This is a genomic window from Candidatus Dormiibacterota bacterium, assembly GCA_035635555.1.
Taxonomy (GTDB): Bacteria; Acidobacteriota; Polarisedimenticolia; order Gp22-AA2; family Gp22-AA2; genus Gp22-AA3.
On sequence record DASQAT010000058.1, the window covers coordinates 1 to 17,430 of the forward strand.

Below are 17,430 nucleotides of genomic sequence, written 5' to 3' on the forward strand. Positions count from 1 at the left end.
CGGACCAGAAGCCCCTGTACGGCCGGCTCGGCAGGGAACTCCTCGGGACTCGCTTCGTCTGGCGCACCCACTCGGCCTCCGCCCGCCGCGACCGGGGCAACCCGCTGTTCCCGATCAACCACACGAACGCCCGGCTGCGCCATTTCCTGGCGCGCCTGCGGCGCCGTACCTGGTGCGTCAGCAAAAAGCGCCTGTGGCTGCAGGCCCATCTCGCTATCGCCACGCTGTGGTCGAACTTCTGCCGCGGCATCACCAACCGCACCGGCACCACCCCGGCCCAGGCCGTCGCCATCGCGCCGAGACCCTACCGCCCTGAAGAGGTCCTCGCCTGGAGGCAGGACTGGGGCGCCTTCAGCCCGCCCATCGACCCATGACTCACCCGGTCGATCCGCACGCTTGTCGGGCATTTTCCAAATAGATCCGAGCCCGGACCTACCAGCCGGCACGGTCCGCCGGGCGGGACCCGTCGAGCGAAAGGACGAACGACACGAGCGCGCGGCGCGTCGGCGCGTCCGGGAGCGCCTCGGCGTACGACGGCATGGAGTCGCCGACTCCGAACAGCAGCGCGCGCTCGATCGCCCGGGGGGAGGCGCCGCCACGCAGAGCGCAGGCGTGCGTGAGATCGCCCGAACGTGGCGTCTCTTCTCCCGCTCCGTCCCTCCAGCTCGTGTGGGCCTCCCGGGGCGTCATTCCCGCTCCCGTGGATCCGTGGCACGAGGCGCAGCCGAGACTCTCCCAGGCCCGGCGTCCCTCCCGCACGCTCGTGTCGTCGGCCCGGTCCGGCGCGGCCCCGCTTCCCTCTTCGACGCGGCTGCCGGCCGGCTCCGCGCGCAGACCGGTTCCGCGCAGCGAGGGTGAAAATTCCTTGACGGCAAGAACGAGGGCCCAGCGATCCTCCGTCGCGAGCCAGTAGAACGCCGGCATGGAGGCGCCGGTGCCCGCGCCCAGGGTGATCGTCCGGAACAGGTCGGCGTCCTCGGGAGGCCGGCCGGCGGGCGTCGACTTGAAGCGGTAGCGGCCCGCCACGAAATCGCGAGGGGGGAAGGTGAAGAACCCGGCCAGCTCGCCCCGGCCATCCCCTCCCTCGCCGTGGCAGGCGAGACAGTGCCGGACATACAGCTCGGAGCCGCGACGCTTCAGCGGGCCGTCGATCGGCGGCGGCGCCGGGACATCGGGCTCGCGTCGTCTCCACTCCGCCCAGATGTCCCGGTGCGATCGGCCCAGCGCCTGCAGGTAGGCCACGAGGTTCCGCCCCTCCGGGGTCGGTACCGGCCGCCCCGACACGGGCCGGAACAGGTGCCGAGACGGCGGCATCCTCGACCCCGAGACCAGGACACCGGGGGAATAGAGATGTGCGTAGTGCCAGTCGTCGCTGCGGCGGTGACCCTCGAGACCCAGGTCGGGGCCGACGCGCGAATCGAGGAGATCGACGGCGGGCCCGGACGGCAATTCCGAATTCCCCGCCGGGCGGGGACGATCGAACAGGGTGTGGCATCGACCGCAGTTCTCGCGGCGAAAGACCTCCTCGCCCGCCCTCTCGCCGTCGGTGACGAGTGCGCCAGGCGGGCCGGCGGAGTCCTGCGACCGCTCGGTCGTCCCCGGACGCCCCCCCCCGCAAGCGGGAGAAAGCAGGACCACCACGGCGAGGGGAAGGGCGCGCCCCGTGGGAGACGTTCTATTTCTCGGCCGGCGCATGGCCGGCCGGCAGGGCCGGGATCGACGTGGCGCCGGGCGCGGGCGCCGGAGAGCTCCTGCGCGGACGCGCCTGGCTTCGCAACACGAGGGCCACGAACCACGCCACGACCAGCGCGAGCGTCCCGAGCAGGAAGAAGATGCTGTAGGCCAGCCCCCGCGCCACACCCGGCGAAGAGGCGGCGGCGCTGCCGCACATGGCGCACTGCGCGAAAGACCCGGAAGGGGAAGCGAACACGCCCCACACGACGACCGCCAGGGCAGCGGGGAGGCCCGAGAGGCGAGTGCGTCGCATCATCTATATAAGATACAGCAGGACATACAGGCCGAACCAGATCAGTCCCACGAAGTGCCAGTAGAGCGCGCAGACCTCGATCTTCCGCTGCCTGCTGTCCGGGACCCACAGCTCTCTCTGTCTCAGGGCGATCACCAGCAACCAGACGACACCGGACAGGGCGTGCGCGGCGTGCACGCCGGTCAGCATGTAAAAGGTCGTCCCGTACGTCGTTCCGGTGAACGACAGGCCGCCGCGCACGAGCAGGGTCCACTGGGCCGCCTGAAGCCCGAGGAACAGGACCCCGAGGGCGGCGGCGACGACCAGCCAGCGTCGGAGTCCGCGCGCGTCGAGCGAGCGCAGCGCCCGGACAGCCCGGTGCAAGGCCAGGCTCGACAGAGCGATGACGACCGTGTTGAACCCGGCCAGCCGGACCGGCAGCCGGGGCATCCCGGGGCTCGGCCAGGCGGGGCTCGCATAGCGCAGGACGAGGTAGCCGCCGACGAGCCCGGCGAACAGCATCGTTCCCGCCATCAGGAAGACGAGAGTGGCGACGCGGTGATTGGCGATCGCCGGGGGATGAGCGGTCTCCCGGTCGGAAAGGAGATGGTTTTTCATCCGGTTCCCAGGCTACCGCAGCGGAGGCATGGTCCGGTCGAGGGCCATGAGGCAGAGGAGGGCCGGCAGGTAGACGACCGAGGCCAGAAGCATTCGCCGCGCGGCCCGGGCCGAGGCGTCCACGAGGATCGGGACGGCGAAGGCGGTCAGGCCCAGTCCGAGGACGATGGCGCCGCAGAAATACACGACGCCGGTCACGTCCAGCATCGTCGGGACGAGACTCAACGGCAGGAGGACCAGGCAGTGCGCCAGGATCTGGCGGCCGGTCGCGCTCCCCGCCTCATCCACCACCGGGAGCAGCCGGAACCCGCCGCGGGCGTAGTCGTCCTTGTACAGCATGGCGATCGCCAGCGCATGCGGCAACTGCCACACGAACAGGATGGCGAAGAGCGCCACGCCGCCCGCGGCGACGTCCCCGTGTGCCGCGGTCCAGCCGCCGAGCGGAGGGAGCGCGCCGGGGATCGCCCCGACCAGCGTGCAGAGCGTCGTGATCCGCTTCAGCGGCGTGTACACGAACACGTAGCTGAGGAGGGTCAGGGCGGCCAGTCCGGCGGTCATCAGATTGACCGTCAGCACGAGATGCAGGAGTCCGGCGACCGAAATGACGGCGGCGAACAGGAGCGCGTGCCCCGGATCCAGCCGCCCGGCAGGCAGAGGCCGCAGGCGCGTACGCAGCATGCGGCCGTCCTCCTGGCGCTCCACATACTGGTTGAGGGCGCTCGTGCCGGCGGCGACCAGGGCCGTCCCGAGGAGCGTGTTGAGGAGGAGGACGATATCAAGCGGACCCTTCGAGCCGAGGTAGAAACCGACGAGTGTCGTGACCAGGACCAGCGAGGTCACGCGCGGCTTGGTCAGCTCCAGAAAATCGGCCGCCCGCTCACGAGCCCCGATGCGGGAGAAAGGGCGGGCGGCCTCGTACGACGCGCTCATACCGGGCTTCCCGTGGCACGGGCGGGGATGATCGGAACAGCCGCATCCCGGCGCCCCCTGTCCGGCGCCTCCACCGCGAGGCGCAGTACCGCGGGACGCGCGGCGCGCACCGTCAGCACGAGGCAGGTGGCCAGAAGAAGGGCTCCGACGACGACGTGTGCCGTCGCCGGCAGGACCGCCAGACGGGTCAGCACCGTGGTGGCACCGAGAGCGATCTGCAGGACGACCAGGCCCACCGCCAGGCGCGCCGGGCGGACCAGATCGACTCGCGCCGAACGGCGCCGCAGGAAGGGCGCGGCGGAGACACACACCGCGGCGGCGACCACGATCGCCATCACCCGGTGCGCGAAGTGGACGGCGATCTCGAACGACTGCAGCGGAGGGACCAGCCGGCCGAAGGACAGAGGCACGTCCGGGATCGCCAGGCCGGCGCCGGTGTGCCGCATCACTGCCCCCAGGATCAGCTGGGCGTACACCAGGCCGGTCGCGACCGCCGCCGGGATCCACGGCGCCGGCCCATCCCCGGGGCGCGTCGGCGGCGGCTCGAGGTACTCTCTCGAGGTGCAGACCGCCAGCAGCACGACGATGCAGAAGAATCCCTGCGCCAGGCAGGCGTGCAGGACCGAGACCGAGGGGGGCAGTCGCAGGAGCACCGTCAGTCCGCCCAGGAGGCCCTGCGCCACGACCGCTCCGATCGCCAGATAGGACAGGCGTCTCACCCAGGCCCGCGGCTCGCTCCGGCCGAACCAGACGGCCAGGCCGATGGTCAGGAGGCCGACCAGGGCGGCGATGAGCCGGTGGCCGTGCTCGAACAGCACCCCGCCCGTCATCGGAGGGAAGAGCCTGCCGAACGACAATGGCCAGTCCGGCACGGCGAGCCCGGAGCCGGTGCTGGTAACCAGCCCACCGGCGACGAGCAGGACCGCCGTGGCGCAGGCACAGACGACGGCATAGCGATGCCGCCTTCGATCGAAGGGAACCATCAGGCGCGTGCCGGAGCCGTGGTCGCCCTTGGCGGAACGGGCACCCCCAGCGGGCGATCCTGCGGCAGGAAATCCTCGGTCACCTCGGGAGAGCTGTACTCGTACGGTCCGCGGTAGACCGTGGGAATCTTCTCCCCCCAGTTGAGGTGAGGCGCGGGGGACGGGGTCGACCACTCCAGAGAGTTCGCGTTCCAGGGATTGCGCCCCGCCTCCCGACCCGCGAACAGGCTGTAGATGAAGTTGGCGGCGAACAGGATCTGCGTCGCTCCGAGGAGGAAGGCGTTGACGCTGATGAACTCGTTCATCGGCTGCAGGGGCTTCAGGAACTCGTACAGCGTCGGGTCGAAGATGCGCCGCATGTGCCCGGCCATCCCCAGGATGTGCATCGGGAAGAAGGTCAGGTTGAAGAACAGGAACGACAGGAGGGCGTGCACGGTGTTGACCGTCTGGTTCATCATGCGGCCGAACATCTTCGGGTACCAGTAATTGATCGCCGCGAACACGCCGAACAGGCTCCCTCCGAACAGCACGTAGTGCAGGTGGGCCACGATGAAGTAGGTGTCATGGATGAACATGTCTACGGGCGTCGAGGCCATGAAGATTCCGCTCAGCCCGCCGACGATGAAGGTGGAGACGAAGGCCAGCGCGTTGAGCATCGCGGGGGTGAAATGGATCGAGCCGCGCCACAGGGTGCCGAGCCAGTTGAACGTCTTGATCGCCGAGGGCACGGCGATGACCATGGTCGAGATCATGAACGCCGTGCCGAGCGCCGGGTTCATGCCGCTCTGGAACATGTGATGGCCCCAGACGATGAACCCCAGCCCGGCGATCCCCATGAGGGAGTAAACCATCGCCTTGTAGCCGAAGACCGGCTTCCGAGCGAAGGTCGAGAGGATGTCCGACACGAAGCCCATGGACGGCAGGATCATGATGTAGACCGCCGGGTGCGAGTAGAACCAGAACAGGTGCTGCCAGAGGAGGACCTGCCCGCCGCCGGCCGGGTTGAAGAAGTGCGTGCCGAGCGTCCGATCGAACAACAGCATGCCGAGGGCGGACGCCAGGACCGGGGTGGCCATCAGCTGCAGGATGGCCGTGATGAACAGCGCCCACACCGACAGCGGCATGCGGAAGAAGTGCATGCCGGGGGCGCGCATGTTCACGATCGTGGTGATGTAGTTCACCGCCCCCATGATCGAGGAGGTTCCGAGGATGAGGACGCCGACGATCCAGAGCGTCTGGCCGAGCCCCACCCCGGTGTATTGCGGGTCGGCGCTGAGGGGCGGGTAGGCGGTCCATCCGGTCGCCGCGGTGCCGCCCTCCACGAAGAACGAGGAGGCGACGATCGAGCCGCCGGTCAGCGAGACCCAGAAGGACAGCATGTTCAGCTTCGGGAACGCCATGTCCCTGGCGCCGATCATCAGGGGAATGAGGAAATTCCCGAACGCCCCCGCGAGGATCGGGATGATCACCAGGAAGATCATGATCGATGCGTGCATGGTGAAGATTGCGTTGTAGTGCGCGGGGTCGGCGGGGTTCCAGCTCTCGGGAAGCACCGAGGCCAGCGGGATCTCCTTGTCCGGGAAGCCGAGCTGCCAGCGCACGATCATCGCGAGGAAGCCCCCGAGGATCATGAACGTGAGGCTCATGAACAGGAACTGGATGCCGATGATCTTGTGGTCCTGGGAGAAGATGTACTTCGAGACGAAGGATTGCTTGTGCGGCTCGTGGTGCTCTGCGGCCATCGGGGCGCGACCTCCGGATTGACTCATGCGGGCGGGACTTCCGCCGGGACGACGTTCGCCTCCTGTTCCTTCAGCCACTTCGCGAAGGCGTCCGGCTCCAGCACGGTGAGCTGGCCGCGCATCGTGCCGTGTCCGAAACCGCACAGCTCGGCGCAGGCGATCTCGTACATGCCGGTCTTCGTGGGCTGCACCCAGACATCGATGGTCAGCCCGGGGACCGCGTCCTGCTTCAGACGGAACGCCGGCACGAAGAAGCTGTGGATGACGTCCTTGGACCGCAGCCGGATCTTCACGGGCTCGTTCACGGGGAGGCTCATCTCGTTGTGGATCACCACGTCGTCGGGCGTCTCGAACTTCCCGTCGGCCCCCTTGTAGTGGATTTCCCAGTCGAACTGCGAGGCGATCACCACGATCTCCTGGTCCGTCGCCGGGATGTGCTCCTTGATGTCCCCCCACAGACGCTTGCTGCTCAGCCCCAGCGCCACCAGCATCACGGCGGGCACCACCGTCCAGACCACCTCGAGTCTCGAGTTGCCGTGCGTGTAGGTGGCGCGCACGCCCTGACGGGCGCGGTAGCGGAGGGCGAAATAGAACAGGATCCCCTCCGTGAGGACGAAGGCGGTTCCCGTGACCGCGAGGATCACGTAGAACATCGTGTCGATGCTCGCGCTGTAGGTCGAAACGCCTTCGGGCAGCCAGTGCATGAAGTCGGCTTCTCCTCGGGGCAGGTGCTTCCTGGGCGACCGCCGGTTTATACGCGACCGGGACACGCCAAGTCAAGAGTTTCGCCGCATCCGGCCGGTTGCCGGAGGGGGCCGCACGAGGCCCCGGGCGAGGGGGTGTATGATGACGCCCCTCATGAGCTCTCCCGCCGCGGTCGCGGTCCATGGGCTGGTGCACGATTACGGCGCGTCCCGTGTCCTGCGCGGCGTCGACTTCACCGTCGGCCAGGGGGAGATCTTCGGTCTGCTGGGACCGAACGGTGGCGGCAAGACGACGCTGTTCCGCATCCTCGCGACCCTGATGCGACCGGTCGGCGGGCGGGCCCTCGTCTTCGGGCACGACGTGGTGCGGGAGGCGCGCGAAGTGCGCCGGTCGATCGGCGTCGTGTTCCAGTCGCCGGCCCTCGATCGCAGGCTCACGGTGCGGGAGAACCTCGACGTGCAGGGTCGACTCTACGGACTGGGCGGCGGAGATCTCCGCAGGACCACGGACGAGATGCTGGAACGCCTGCGCCTGCTGGACCGGGCGGAGAGCCGGGTGGATCGACTGTCGGGCGGACTGATGCGTCGCGCCGAGATCGCCAAGGGGCTCCTGCATAGGCCGCGTCTCCTGCTGATGGACGAGCCGTCCTCCGGGCTCGACCCGGGCGCGCGTCAGGACCTGTGGGACCTCCTGCGCGATCTGCGCGAGCGCTTCGGAACGACCCTCCTCCTGACCACGCACCTGATGGAGGAGGCGGATCGCTGCGATCGGCTGGCGATCCTGAGCGAGGGGACGCTGGTGGCCGTGGGCACGCCGCGCGCGCTGAAGAGCGAGATCGGCGGCGACGTCATCGTCATCGCGACCGGCGCACCGGCCGAGGTGCGCGACGGGATCGAGAGCCGCTTCGGCGGCCCCGTGCAGGTCGTGGATGGCACGGTCCGTCTCGAGCGGCCCCGTGGTCACGAGCTGATCCCGCGCATCGTGGAGGCGTTCGCGGATCGCATCGACGCCGTGACGCTGGGGAGACCGACGCTGCTGGACGTCTTCATCCACAAGACGGGGCACCGCTTCCTGGGGGACCAGGCGGCATGAGACCGCCGTTCGGAGCCGTCCGGGCCCTCGTGTGGCGCGAGGTGATCCGCTTCCTGCGGGACCGCAACCGGGTCCTCGGGGCCCTGCTGCAGCCGATCATGTTCTGGGCGCTGTTCGGATCGGGTCTCAGGGCCTCGTTCCACCCGCCGGTGCCCGGCGGCTCGATTCCGTACGAGGAGTACTTCTTCCCCGGCGTGGTCGTGATGATCCTCCTGTTCACCGCGATCTTCTCCACGGTGTCGATCATCGAAGACCGGCGCGAGGGGTTCCTGCAGTCCGTCCTGGTGGCGCCGGTCCCCCGCTCGATCGTCGTTCTCGGCAAGGTCCTGGGCGGGACCTGCCTGGCGCTTGCGCAGGGGCTGGTCCTGCTCGTCCTCGCTCCCCTGGCCGGCATCGGGCTCACTCCCGCCGTGCTGGGCGAGTCGTGCCTGGTTCTGATCCCACTGGCCTTCGCCCTGACGGCCCTGTCGTTCTGCATCGCCTGGCGCATGGAATCGACGCAGGGGTTTCACGCCGTCATGACGGTCTTCCTGATGCCCCTGTGGCTCCTGTCCGGGGCGCCGTTCCCGTCCCTCGGTGCGCCCGCGTGGCTGCGGGCGCTCATCCTGGCGAACCCGGTGACTTACGGCCTGGCGGCGCTGCGTCGCGTGCTCTACCCGGCCACGGCACCGGTCGTGGCGGGCCTGCCGTCGCTGGGTCTGTCGCTCGTCGTGACGCTCGCGTTCTGCCTCCTGACGTTCGGCGGCGCCCTGACCCTGGCTCGCCGCACCACGCGCTCGGCAGGCGCATGAGCGTGTCCGAGCTGCCGGCGCTGAACGCCTCGCTGAACGCGGCGAGCGCAGTCCTCCTGTCATTCGGATACGTCTGCATAAGACGAAGGCGGATCGCGGCGCACCGCGTCTGCATGCTCCTGGCGCTCCTGACGTCGGCGCTCTTCCTCGCGTCGTACCTCACCTACCACTACCATGCCGGCTCCATGCCTTTCCGGGGAACCGGCTGGACCCGACCCGCCTATTTCACCCTCCTGATCAGTCATACGATCCTCGCGGCCGCCGTCGTGCCGCTGGCCCTGGTCACGGTGACGCGGGCCGCGAGGGGACGCTTCGACCGGCACGTCGCTATCGCGCGCTACACGCTGCCGATCTGGATGTACGTGTCCATCACCGGGGTCGTCATCTACGTGGTGCTGTACGGTCTCGCCTGGCCCCGGCCCTGAGGAGCGCCTGTGGCTCTGTTGTTCTCGAAGATGTGGCGCACCGGGATCGTCACCGAGGATCTCGGCCCCGGCGGTCCTGAGACGCTGCGCGTGGCGCGCGCGATCGAGGAGCGCACGCGACTCCTCCTGGGGCGGTCCCTCGCGATCCGCGAGGTCGACGCCGGCTCCTGCAACGGCTGCGAAATCGAGATCACCGCCCTCGCCAGCCCCGTCTACGACTGCGAGCGCTTCGGCGTCCGCTTCGTGGCCTCGCCCCGCCACGCCGACATGCTCCTCGTCACCGGGCCCGTGACACGCAACATGGAGCTGCCGCTGCGCAAGACCTGGGAGGCGACCCCCGACCCGAAGCTCGTCGTCGCCGTGGGCGACTGCGCCCGCACCTGCGGCGTGTTCGCCTCGTCTTATGCGGTCATCGGAGGCGTCGACCGGGTGGTCCCGGTCGATCTGTTCGTCGACGGCTGCCCGCCGGAGCCTGCCGACATCCTGCGCGGCATCCTGATGGCGCTCGACCGCCTGCCGGGACGGGCATGACCTCGACCGATGCGGTGATCGGCTGTCTCGTGGTGATGGGGGCCGGCTACCTGGGGGCGGCCCTGCTGGCCGTGCTGCGCGCCGGTCGCAGGTCGGGTGTGGCTCTGGTCACATGCGGATCGGTGGCGGGCTCCGCCGCGGCGATCCTGGCGCTTCTGTCGGACGCGCAGGCCGGCCTGGGGTTCCCATCGCCCCTACCCGATCTCGCGCTCGTCTTCCATCTCGATGCCCTCGGCGCCGCGTTCCTCCTCCTGATCGGACTCGTCGGCGCGCCGGCGGCAATCTACTCGCTCGAATACGCGCCCGGCGGCCACTCCGCCGGAGGCGGCCGGCTCGCCGGGACGATGCTTCCCCTGTTCCTGCTCTCCATGAGTCTCGTCGTCCTGGCCGCGAACGTCTTCACGTTCCTGCTTTCGTGGGAAGGGATGTCGCTCGCTTCGTACCTCCTGGTGATCGACGAGGGAGACTCCCGCGAGCGCCGGAGCGCCGGCCGCTGGTACGCCGGGATGGCGCACGCCGGATTCGCCCTGATCGCGGCCGCGTTGTGGCTTCTGGGTGCCAAGACCACGGGGGCGACCTTCGTCGAGATTCGCGAGGCGGCCGCGACTCTTCCATCCGTGGTTCGCGATGTCGTCTTCCTGCTGGCGCTCTCCGGCTTCGGCTCGAAAGCGGGTCTCGTCCCCCTGCACGTCTGGCTGCCGCGGGTCCACCCCGAGGCGCCCAGCCATGTGTCGGCGCTGATGTCCGGCGTCATGCTCAAGCTGGGGATCTACGGGCTCCTGCGCGTCGGCCTCGATCTCCTGGGGGGCGGACCGGCGTGGTGGGGCGGTCTTCTTCTTGCGCTCGGGGTGATGTCCGCGCTGGGCGGCATCCTTTCGGCCCTCGTCGAGAACGACCTGAAACGCCTTCTGGCGCACAGCAGCGTCGAGAACATCGGCATCATCTGCATCGCTCTCGGCATCGGGTTCGTGTTCCGGGCCTGCGGCATGACCGGGCTCGCCATCCTGGCGCTGGCGGCGGCGCTGTACCACGCGATCAATCACGCGGCGTTCAAGGGTCTCCTGTTCCTCGGCTCGGGCGCAATCCTGCAGGCGACCGGTACGCGCAACATGGAGGAGATGGGGGGACTCATCAAGAGGATGCCGCGGACGGCGGCCCTGTTCCTGATCGGCGCCGCGGCCATCGCGGCGTTGCCGCCGCTCAATGGGTTCGCCAGCGAATGGATGATCTTCCAGTCCCTCCTCGCCGGGGCCACCCTCCCCTATCCGTTCATGGCCGCGATGATGGCCGTGGCCGCGGGCATACTGGCGCTCACCGGCGGACTCGCGGCCGCCTGCTTCGTCAAGGCGTTCGGCATCCCCTTCCTTGCGATGCCGCGCTCGCTCCGATCCGCCGAGGCGCGGGAAGCGCCCTCATCGATGCAGCTCGCGATGGGCGTGCTCGCCACGGCCTGCGTCCTGCTCGGAGTCCTGCCCTTCCTGATGGCGCCGCTCCTGTCGAACGCCTTCCGCGATCTGCCGGGACTGTCCGGCGTCCAGGCCGCCTTCAGGATAGGCGTCGTGATGGAGGCGGGACCGGGCGCGGCCGGCGTCTCTCCGACCATCCTGGCCCTGTGCCTGCTGGTCGCGGGCGCTCTCCTGCCGTGTGCCCTGCTCGCGATCGGCGCGGCGCGTACCGCGCGGCGGGCGGAGACCTGGGGCTGCGGCCGCGCCACACAGACGGCGCGCATGGAATACACCAGTACAGCCTTCGCCGAGCCGCTGCGCCGGGTGTTCACCGATCTCTACAGGCCGACGAAGGACATCGCGATCGATTTTCACCCGGAGTCGAAGTACTTCGTGCGCTCGATCCAGTACAAGAGCAGTATCCGGACCTGGCTGGAGAATACCTTCTACAGACCCCTGTTCGACCTTGCGCGACCTCTGGCGGGCACCGGGCGGCTCATCCAGAGCGGTTCGCTGCACGTGTACGTCGCCTACATCGTGGCGGCGCTCCTGCTCCTCCTGCTGCTCGCGAGGTGGCTGTGATGGTCCCTTACCTGCTCGAGGGGCTGCAAGGGTTCCTGACCCTGGCGCTTTCGCCTGGACTCATCGGGTTCGTCCGCCTGCTCAAGGCGCGCATGCAGGGACGGCGCGGGCCGGGGATCCTCCAGCCGTACCGCGATCTCGCGAAGCTTCTGAACAAGGAGCGGGTCGTCTCGACGCAGGCGTCCTGGATCTTCCACGCCGCCCCCGGCATCCTGTTCGCCTCGACGCTCGTCGCCGGTCTCCTGGTGCCCCTCGTCGCCGCTCCCCTGCCTCTCGACCGTGTCGGCGATCTCGTGGTCGTGGTGTACCTGCTTCTCCTCGGCACCTTTTTCCTGGCCCTCGCCGGGCTCGACACGGCCTCGGCCTTCGGGGGGATGGGTTCCAGCCGGGCCATGACGATCGCCGCTCTGGCCGAGCCCACGATTGCCCTGGCGATCTTCGGCATGGCGGTGGCGGCCGGCTCGACCAATCTGGGGGAGATCGTGGCGCGCACCCTCAGCCATCCCGAGGCGACCCTCAGCGCCGGCCATCTGATGGCCTTCGCGGCCCTGTTCATCGTCATGCTGGCGGAGACCGGCCGCCTGCCGGTGGACAACCCCGCGACCCATCTCGAGCTCACGATGATCCACGAGGCGATGACCCTGGAATATTCGGGCCCCTATCTGGCCCTGGTGGAGTGGTCCGGGCAGATGAAGTTCTTCTTGTTCCTGGCGCTCCTGTCGAACCTGGTCTTCCCCTGGGGCGTGTCGGTCGAGATGACGCCGGGGGCGATCCTCGTCGGAGTCGGGGCCCTCGTCCTCAAGCTCGTCGTCCTGGCCACCGGTCTCGCGATCCTCGAGACCCGGCTGTCGAAGCTGCGCCTGTTCCGCGTCCCCGAGCTCCTGGGTGTTTCGTTCCTCCTGGCGCTTCTGGCGATCACCTCCTCATTCCTGGTGAGGTAAAACGATGTCCGCCGAAATCTTCGCGCGCCTCGTGACCCTGGCTTCGAGTCTCGTCCTCCTCTCCGGGATCTCCGTCCTGTGGCGGCACAGTCTGCCGGCCTATATCCGGACGTTCGCGCGCCAGTCGTTTCTGTTCGTCCTGGCGATCCTTCTGGTGGCGGTGCAGGTCTCCGACGTCCAGCTCTACGTCGTCGCCGCGCTGGTGTTCGTGATCAAGGCGGTGTTCATCCCCCGCGTCCTGCGCCGCGTGCAGCGCCACGTCGGCGCCGACATCGAAGTCCGCCCGTACGTCAACACTCCCGTGAGCCTCCTGCTCGCGGGTGTCCTGACCCTCCTGTCGTATGCCGTCGCCTCGCCGGTCGTGAACCTGGGCGCCCTGCCGACGCGCGGAGGAATCCCGCTGGCGCTGGCGACGGTGTTCGTTGGCCTCCTCATCATCGTCAGCCGCAAGAGCGCTCTCACGCAGATCATCGGGTTCCTGGTGATGGAGAACGGCATCGCGCTGCTCGCGATCCTCGCGACATTCGGCGTCCCTCTCATCGTGGAGCTCGGCGTGTTCCTGGATGTCCTTCTGGGCGTCCTGGTCATGCAGGTGTTCGTGTACCGCATCCGTGAGACGTTCGACACGATCGACGTCGATCGCCTCAAGCACCTGAGGCATTGAGACGATGCTGCTGATCGCCCTGCTCCTGTGTCCGCTGCTGGCGGCCGCCGTGGCGCTCCCCGGGCTCCTCGGCCCGCGCCTTGCGGAGAGGACCGGCGCCCTTCTGTCGGGGCTGGCGTTTCTGCTGTCGCTGGTCGTCGCGGCCCGCGTCGCGGCGGAGGGGGTCGTGTCGATAGGTCCCGAGGAGTTCCTGCGCGCCGACGGACTGTCGGCAATCCTCCTGCTCATCGTGACGGGGGTCGCCTGGGTTGCGATGCAGTTCGGCGCAGGGGAAGACGCCCTCGGCCGCCGCTACCTCGTTCTGTCCCACACGTTCGTGTTCACCATGCTGCTGGCCGTGCTCATCAACAACCTCGGCATCATGTGGGTGGCCATCGAGGCGACGACCATCGCGACCGCCTTCCTCGTCGGTCTGCACCGCACCCGCTCGGCCCTCGAGGCGTCCTGGAAGTACATCCTGATCGGTTCGGTCGGCATCGCCCTGGCCTTCATCGGGACGGTCCTCTCGTACTTCAACTTCGTGCAGCGGATCGGCGACCTGTCGTACGCCCTTCACTGGACCGTCCTGTCGCGCGTCGCGGCCGGGCTGGACCCCGACGTGACCCGCCTGGCGTTCGTGTTCCTCCTTGTCGGCTACGGGACCAAGGCGGGGCTGGCTCCGATGCACACGTGGCTTCCGGACGCGCATTCGGAGGCGCCCGCCACGATCTCGGCCATGATGTCGGGGTCGCTCCTGGCGGTCGCCTTCTACGCCATCCTGCGCTTCAAGGTCGTCGCGGACATCTGCATCGGGACCTCGTTCACGGACCACATGCTGATCCTGACTTCGGTCACGACGGTCGCGGTGGCGGCGACGCTCCTGGCCCGGCAGGCGAACTACAAGAGAATGCTTGCCTACTCGAGCGTCGAGCACATGGGCCTCATGTGCCTCGGCTCCGCGTTGGGGTCACTGGGTCTGGTGGCATCGCTCCTGCACGCCCTCACGCACGCCGCCTCGAAGTCGATGGTGTTCCTGTTGTCGGGTCGAATCCGCGAGCGCTATGGCACGACCCGCATCGGCTCCGTGCGCGGACTGCTCCGTTCCCTGCCCTGGTCCGGCCCCCTGTTCGCGGGCGGGGTGCTGGCTCTTCTCGGGCTGCCACCGTTCGGGGTCTTCACCTCGGAGATGCTTCTCCTGCGGGCCGGCTTCCTGGCGGGTCGGCCGTTCGTCACCGGGACCATCCTAGCGCTCCTGGTCTTCGTGTTCATCTCGATGCTGGGGCACCTGAACCGAATGCTGTACGGCGAGCCGCCGGAGAAGACGCCGGCCGGCGAAGACCCGCGAAGGCTCTGGCCTCTCGCCGTGAACGCCGCAGTCCTCCTCGTGCTGGGGGTCGTCGTCCCGGGACCCCTGATGCGCCTCCTGGACCGGGCGGCGGGAATCGTGGCTCCATGAGCCTTCAAGATGCCCTGCGCGAGCACGGCGCCACCGGATTCGTGGTGCAGGGAAATCGGAGCCGCTGCTCCATCTCCAGGACGGCCGCCCGCGGAGTGGCCCAGTCGCTCCTGTCGCGCTTCTCGCTGGAGCTGTACCTGATGCTGGCGAGCGACCGCCGGGCCACGAAGGGAGCGTTCGAGATCCTCTGGCTGTGGGCCGATCCGCGCCGGAACTCATTCGTCGAGGTCACCACGGATGTTCCGGAGGGCAACCCCTCCTTCCCCTCCATCGCCACGCTGTCGTATCCCGCCTCGCGCTACGAGCGGGAGATCTTCGATCTGTTCGGTCTGCACCCCGAGGGGCATCCCGACCCGCGTCCTCTCGTGCGTCACGGCTTCTGGCCGGAGAGCTTCCATCCACTGCGCAAGGACGCTGGCGTTCCCGGCGACTTCAAGGACCAGGGCCAGCCGTTCCCCTTCCAGCAGGTGGAGGGTGAGGGGATCTTCGAGATCCCGGTCGGCCCCGTGCACGCCGGCATCATCGAGCCGGGACACTTTCGATTCAGCGTGAACGGCGAGACCATCATCAACATGAAGACGCGCCTTTACTACACGCACAAGGGAACCGAGAAGCTGTTCGAGGGGCGCGCGCCGGACGACGGTGTACCTCTGGCGGAACGGATTTCCGGCGACACCTCGGTCGGCCATCCGCTCGCCTATTGCCAGGCGCTCGAGACCTTGGCGGGGGCCGTGGTCCCGCCACGCGCCCTGTTCCTGCGCGTGGTTCTGCTGGAGCTGGAGCGCCTGTACAACCACGTCGCGGATTTCGGAGCCATCGCCAACGACACCGGGTTCGCCGTGGCGCAGGCGCACACCCTCCGGATCCGCGAGGGGCTCCTGCGCCTGAACAAGCGGCTCACGGGCCACCGGCTCCTGCGCGGCGCGCTGCTGCCGGGGGGCCTGCGCGCGGATCTGCCCGCAGACGCCGCCTTCGTGCGCGAGGTCGATGCGGCTCTGTACGATTTCCTGGAGGTGGTGACGATCTGTCAGGCCAACAGCATGCTTCTCGATCGTCTGCGTGGCACCGGGATCCTGACCCAGAAGACGGCTCTGGACCACGGCGTTCTAGGCTATGTGGCACGCGCCTCCGGGATCGACCGTGACGCGCGGCGCGACCACCCGTTCGCCGCATACGACCGGCTGAAGTTCAGGGTGGCGCTCAGGGATTCGGGGGACGTCCAGGCGCGGGCCGAGATCCGCGTGGACGAGGCGCGCGAGTCGGTGGCGCTGATTCGCCAGGCCGTCGAAGCGATGCCCGCCGGCGGCGCCGTGCGCGTGCCGCTCGGACCGCTGCCGGCCTGGGAGAGCGCCTTCGGCCTGGTGGAGGGCTGGCGCGGGTCGATCCTGCACTGGGTGCGGGCCGCCGAGGGGACGCGGCTCGATCGTGTCAAGGTCAAGGACCCATCGTTCGTCAACTGGCGCCCGCTCACCTTCGCCCTCCTGAAAAACATCGTCCCGGATTTCCCGCTCTGCAACAAGAGCTTCAACCTGTCGTACTCGGGGAACGATCTCTGACTTGAATCGCGCCCCGGGTCTTGTGCTAAAGTCTCCCGGCCTCGCGGGAACCGGCCGCGGGAGGGAGCCCCAGGATGGCGCACGCTGCGACCCTGAACGGCGTCGAACGTTACGAGAACCAGCTCACCCCGGGTTGGGGGAAGCTGATGATGTGGGTGTTCCTGTGCTCCGACGCCATGTCGTTCGCGGGGCTCCTGGCGGCCTACGGGGCGGTCCGGCTGGGGAGCTCGGACTGGCCGGTTCCGGCCACGCACCTGGGTGTGCCGCTCACCGCCCTCAACACCTTCATCCTGATCTGCAGCAGCGTCACGATGGTGAAGGCGCTGTCCGCCATCAAGCACGGCGATCGGAAGGGGCTGCTCGGTTACCTCGGAGCGACGATGCTCGGTGGCGCCACCTTCCTCGGGATCCAGGCGTACGAGTGGACGCATCTGATCATGGAGGGGATGACGATCCAGTCGAACCCCTGGGGCGTCAACACTCTGTTCGGCGCCACCTTCTACATCCTGACCGGGTTCCACGGCTGCCACGTCCTCTCGGGAGTCATCTACCTGTTCTGCATCTTCGTGCGGGCTCTCCAGGGGGCGTACAGCGCCGAGAACAACAGCTCGGTCGAGATCGTCGGCCTGTACTGGCATTTCGTCGATCTGATCTGGATCCTCGTCTTCACATTTGTCTACTTGATCGCCTGAAGGCGGCGCGGAGGACGGCACACGTGAGCGGAAAGCCCAGCGAGCACGCCGAGCCGAACTACTGGATGGTCTGGCTGTCCCTCGCCGTCCTCACCGTCGTCGAGCTTCTGGTGGCCCAGGTGCAGGGGGCGCGGGCCTTCGTCATCTTCTCCCTGTGCGCCCTGGCGCTGGTCAAGGCGGCGCTGGTGGCCGCCTACTTCATGCACCTGAAGTTCGAGAAGTACGCCCTCATCCTGATCGTCGTGAGCCCGCTCCTCCTGTCGGGCATTCTGTACGTGGGGCTCGTCCCCGACGCCATCACGCACATTCACTGGCTGGCGCACTGACGCGGG

The 17,430-nt window shown here is 68.5% G+C and carries 19 protein-coding genes; 12 read left to right on the top strand and 7 right to left on the bottom strand.

What is annotated here, in order from left to right; all coding sequences use genetic code 11:
- Window positions 1-374, top strand: a 374-nt coding sequence (locus VEW47_17565; GenBank protein ID HYS06988.1) for a hypothetical protein, incomplete at its 5' end; no start/stop codon positions are given.
- A gap of 58 nt (window positions 375-432) precedes the next feature.
- Here the strand turns inward: VEW47_17565 and VEW47_17570 are convergent.
- The 7 genes from VEW47_17570 to coxB form a co-directional block, all read right to left on the bottom strand.
- On the bottom strand, window positions 433-1,449 hold the full coding sequence (locus VEW47_17570) for a c-type cytochrome (GenBank protein ID HYS06989.1): 1,017 nt from the start codon (window positions 1,447-1,449) through the stop codon (window positions 433-435).
- Window positions 1,450-1,675: 226 nt separating this feature from the next.
- The gene (locus VEW47_17575; GenBank protein ID HYS06990.1) at window positions 1,676-1,990 is read right to left on the bottom strand and encodes a hypothetical protein; all 315 of its coding nucleotides are present in this window, start codon (window positions 1,988-1,990) and stop codon (window positions 1,676-1,678) included.
- Complete coding sequence (locus VEW47_17580; GenBank protein HYS06991.1) at window positions 1,991-2,584, bottom strand: heme-copper oxidase subunit III; 594 nt, start codon at window positions 2,582-2,584, stop codon at window positions 1,991-1,993. It lies immediately after the preceding gene.
- A gap of 12 nt (window positions 2,585-2,596) precedes the next feature.
- The gene (gene cyoE, locus VEW47_17585) at window positions 2,597-3,514 is read right to left on the bottom strand and encodes a heme o synthase (GenBank protein HYS06992.1); all 918 of its coding nucleotides are present in this window, start codon (window positions 3,512-3,514) and stop codon (window positions 2,597-2,599) included.
- Window positions 3,511-4,497 carry a COX15/CtaA family protein gene (locus VEW47_17590; GenBank protein ID HYS06993.1) on the bottom strand — a complete coding sequence of 329 codons (987 nt, stop codon included), beginning with the start codon at window positions 4,495-4,497 and terminating at the stop codon, window positions 3,511-3,513. The genes cyoE and VEW47_17590 overlap by 4 nt, the downstream gene beginning before the upstream one ends.
- The gene (locus VEW47_17595; GenBank protein HYS06994.1) at window positions 4,497-6,239 is read right to left on the bottom strand and encodes a cbb3-type cytochrome c oxidase subunit I; all 1,743 of its coding nucleotides are present in this window, start codon (window positions 6,237-6,239) and stop codon (window positions 4,497-4,499) included. Before VEW47_17595 ends, VEW47_17590 begins: the two co-directional genes overlap by 1 nt.
- Before the next feature lie 23 nt (window positions 6,240-6,262).
- Entirely contained in the window at window positions 6,263-6,943 is a 681-nt protein-coding gene (gene coxB, locus VEW47_17600; protein ID HYS06995.1) for a cytochrome c oxidase subunit II, read from the bottom strand.
- A 154-nt stretch (window positions 6,944-7,097) separates the two neighbouring features.
- Here coxB and VEW47_17605 point away from each other — a divergent pair, with 154 nt between their 5' ends.
- The 11 genes from VEW47_17605 to VEW47_17655 all read left to right on the top strand — a co-directional run bounded on the left by VEW47_17605 (window position 7,098) and on the right by VEW47_17655 (window position 17,424).
- A complete protein-coding gene (locus VEW47_17605; GenBank protein HYS06996.1) occupies window positions 7,098-8,036 on the top strand; it encodes an ATP-binding cassette domain-containing protein in 939 nt (312 codons plus the stop codon).
- Window positions 8,033-8,827 (top strand): ABC transporter permease, encoded by a 795-nt coding sequence (locus tag VEW47_17610; protein HYS06997.1) that lies wholly within the window; start codon window positions 8,033-8,035, stop codon window positions 8,825-8,827. Before VEW47_17605 ends, VEW47_17610 begins: the two co-directional genes overlap by 4 nt.
- The gene (locus VEW47_17615) at window positions 8,824-9,252 is read left to right on the top strand and encodes a DUF420 domain-containing protein (protein HYS06998.1); all 429 of its coding nucleotides are present in this window, start codon (window positions 8,824-8,826) and stop codon (window positions 9,250-9,252) included. Before VEW47_17610 ends, VEW47_17615 begins: the two co-directional genes overlap by 4 nt.
- Before the next feature lie 9 nt (window positions 9,253-9,261).
- Entirely contained in the window at window positions 9,262-9,783 is a 522-nt protein-coding gene (locus VEW47_17620) for an NADH-quinone oxidoreductase subunit B family protein (GenBank protein HYS06999.1), read from the top strand.
- Window positions 9,780-11,810, top strand: a complete 2,031-nt coding sequence (gene hyfB / locus VEW47_17625) for a hydrogenase 4 subunit B (protein HYS07000.1) — start codon at window positions 9,780-9,782, stop codon at window positions 11,808-11,810. The genes VEW47_17620 and hyfB overlap by 4 nt, the downstream gene beginning before the upstream one ends.
- Window positions 11,810-12,751: an NADH-quinone oxidoreductase subunit H gene (locus VEW47_17630; protein ID HYS07001.1), complete on the top strand. Its 942-nt coding sequence runs from the start codon at window positions 11,810-11,812 to the stop codon at window positions 12,749-12,751. Before hyfB ends, VEW47_17630 begins: the two co-directional genes overlap by 1 nt.
- A 4-nt stretch (window positions 12,752-12,755) precedes the next feature.
- The gene (locus VEW47_17635) at window positions 12,756-13,415 is read left to right on the top strand and encodes a hypothetical protein (protein HYS07002.1); all 660 of its coding nucleotides are present in this window, start codon (window positions 12,756-12,758) and stop codon (window positions 13,413-13,415) included.
- Window positions 13,416-13,419: 4 nt separating this feature from the next.
- Entirely contained in the window at window positions 13,420-14,850 is a 1,431-nt protein-coding gene (locus VEW47_17640; GenBank protein ID HYS07003.1) for a proton-conducting transporter membrane subunit, read from the top strand.
- Complete coding sequence (locus tag VEW47_17645; GenBank protein HYS07004.1) at window positions 14,847-16,406, top strand: NADH-quinone oxidoreductase subunit C; 1,560 nt, start codon at window positions 14,847-14,849, stop codon at window positions 16,404-16,406. Before VEW47_17640 ends, VEW47_17645 begins: the two co-directional genes overlap by 4 nt.
- A gap of 74 nt (window positions 16,407-16,480) precedes the next feature.
- Window positions 16,481-17,098: a cytochrome c oxidase subunit 3 gene (locus VEW47_17650; protein HYS07005.1), complete on the top strand. Its 618-nt coding sequence runs from the start codon at window positions 16,481-16,483 to the stop codon at window positions 17,096-17,098.
- A 23-nt stretch (window positions 17,099-17,121) separates the two neighbouring features.
- Window positions 17,122-17,424 (top strand): cytochrome C oxidase subunit IV family protein, encoded by a 303-nt coding sequence (locus VEW47_17655; protein HYS07006.1) that lies wholly within the window; start codon window positions 17,122-17,124, stop codon window positions 17,422-17,424.
- Window positions 17,425-17,430 lie beyond the last annotated feature (6 nt).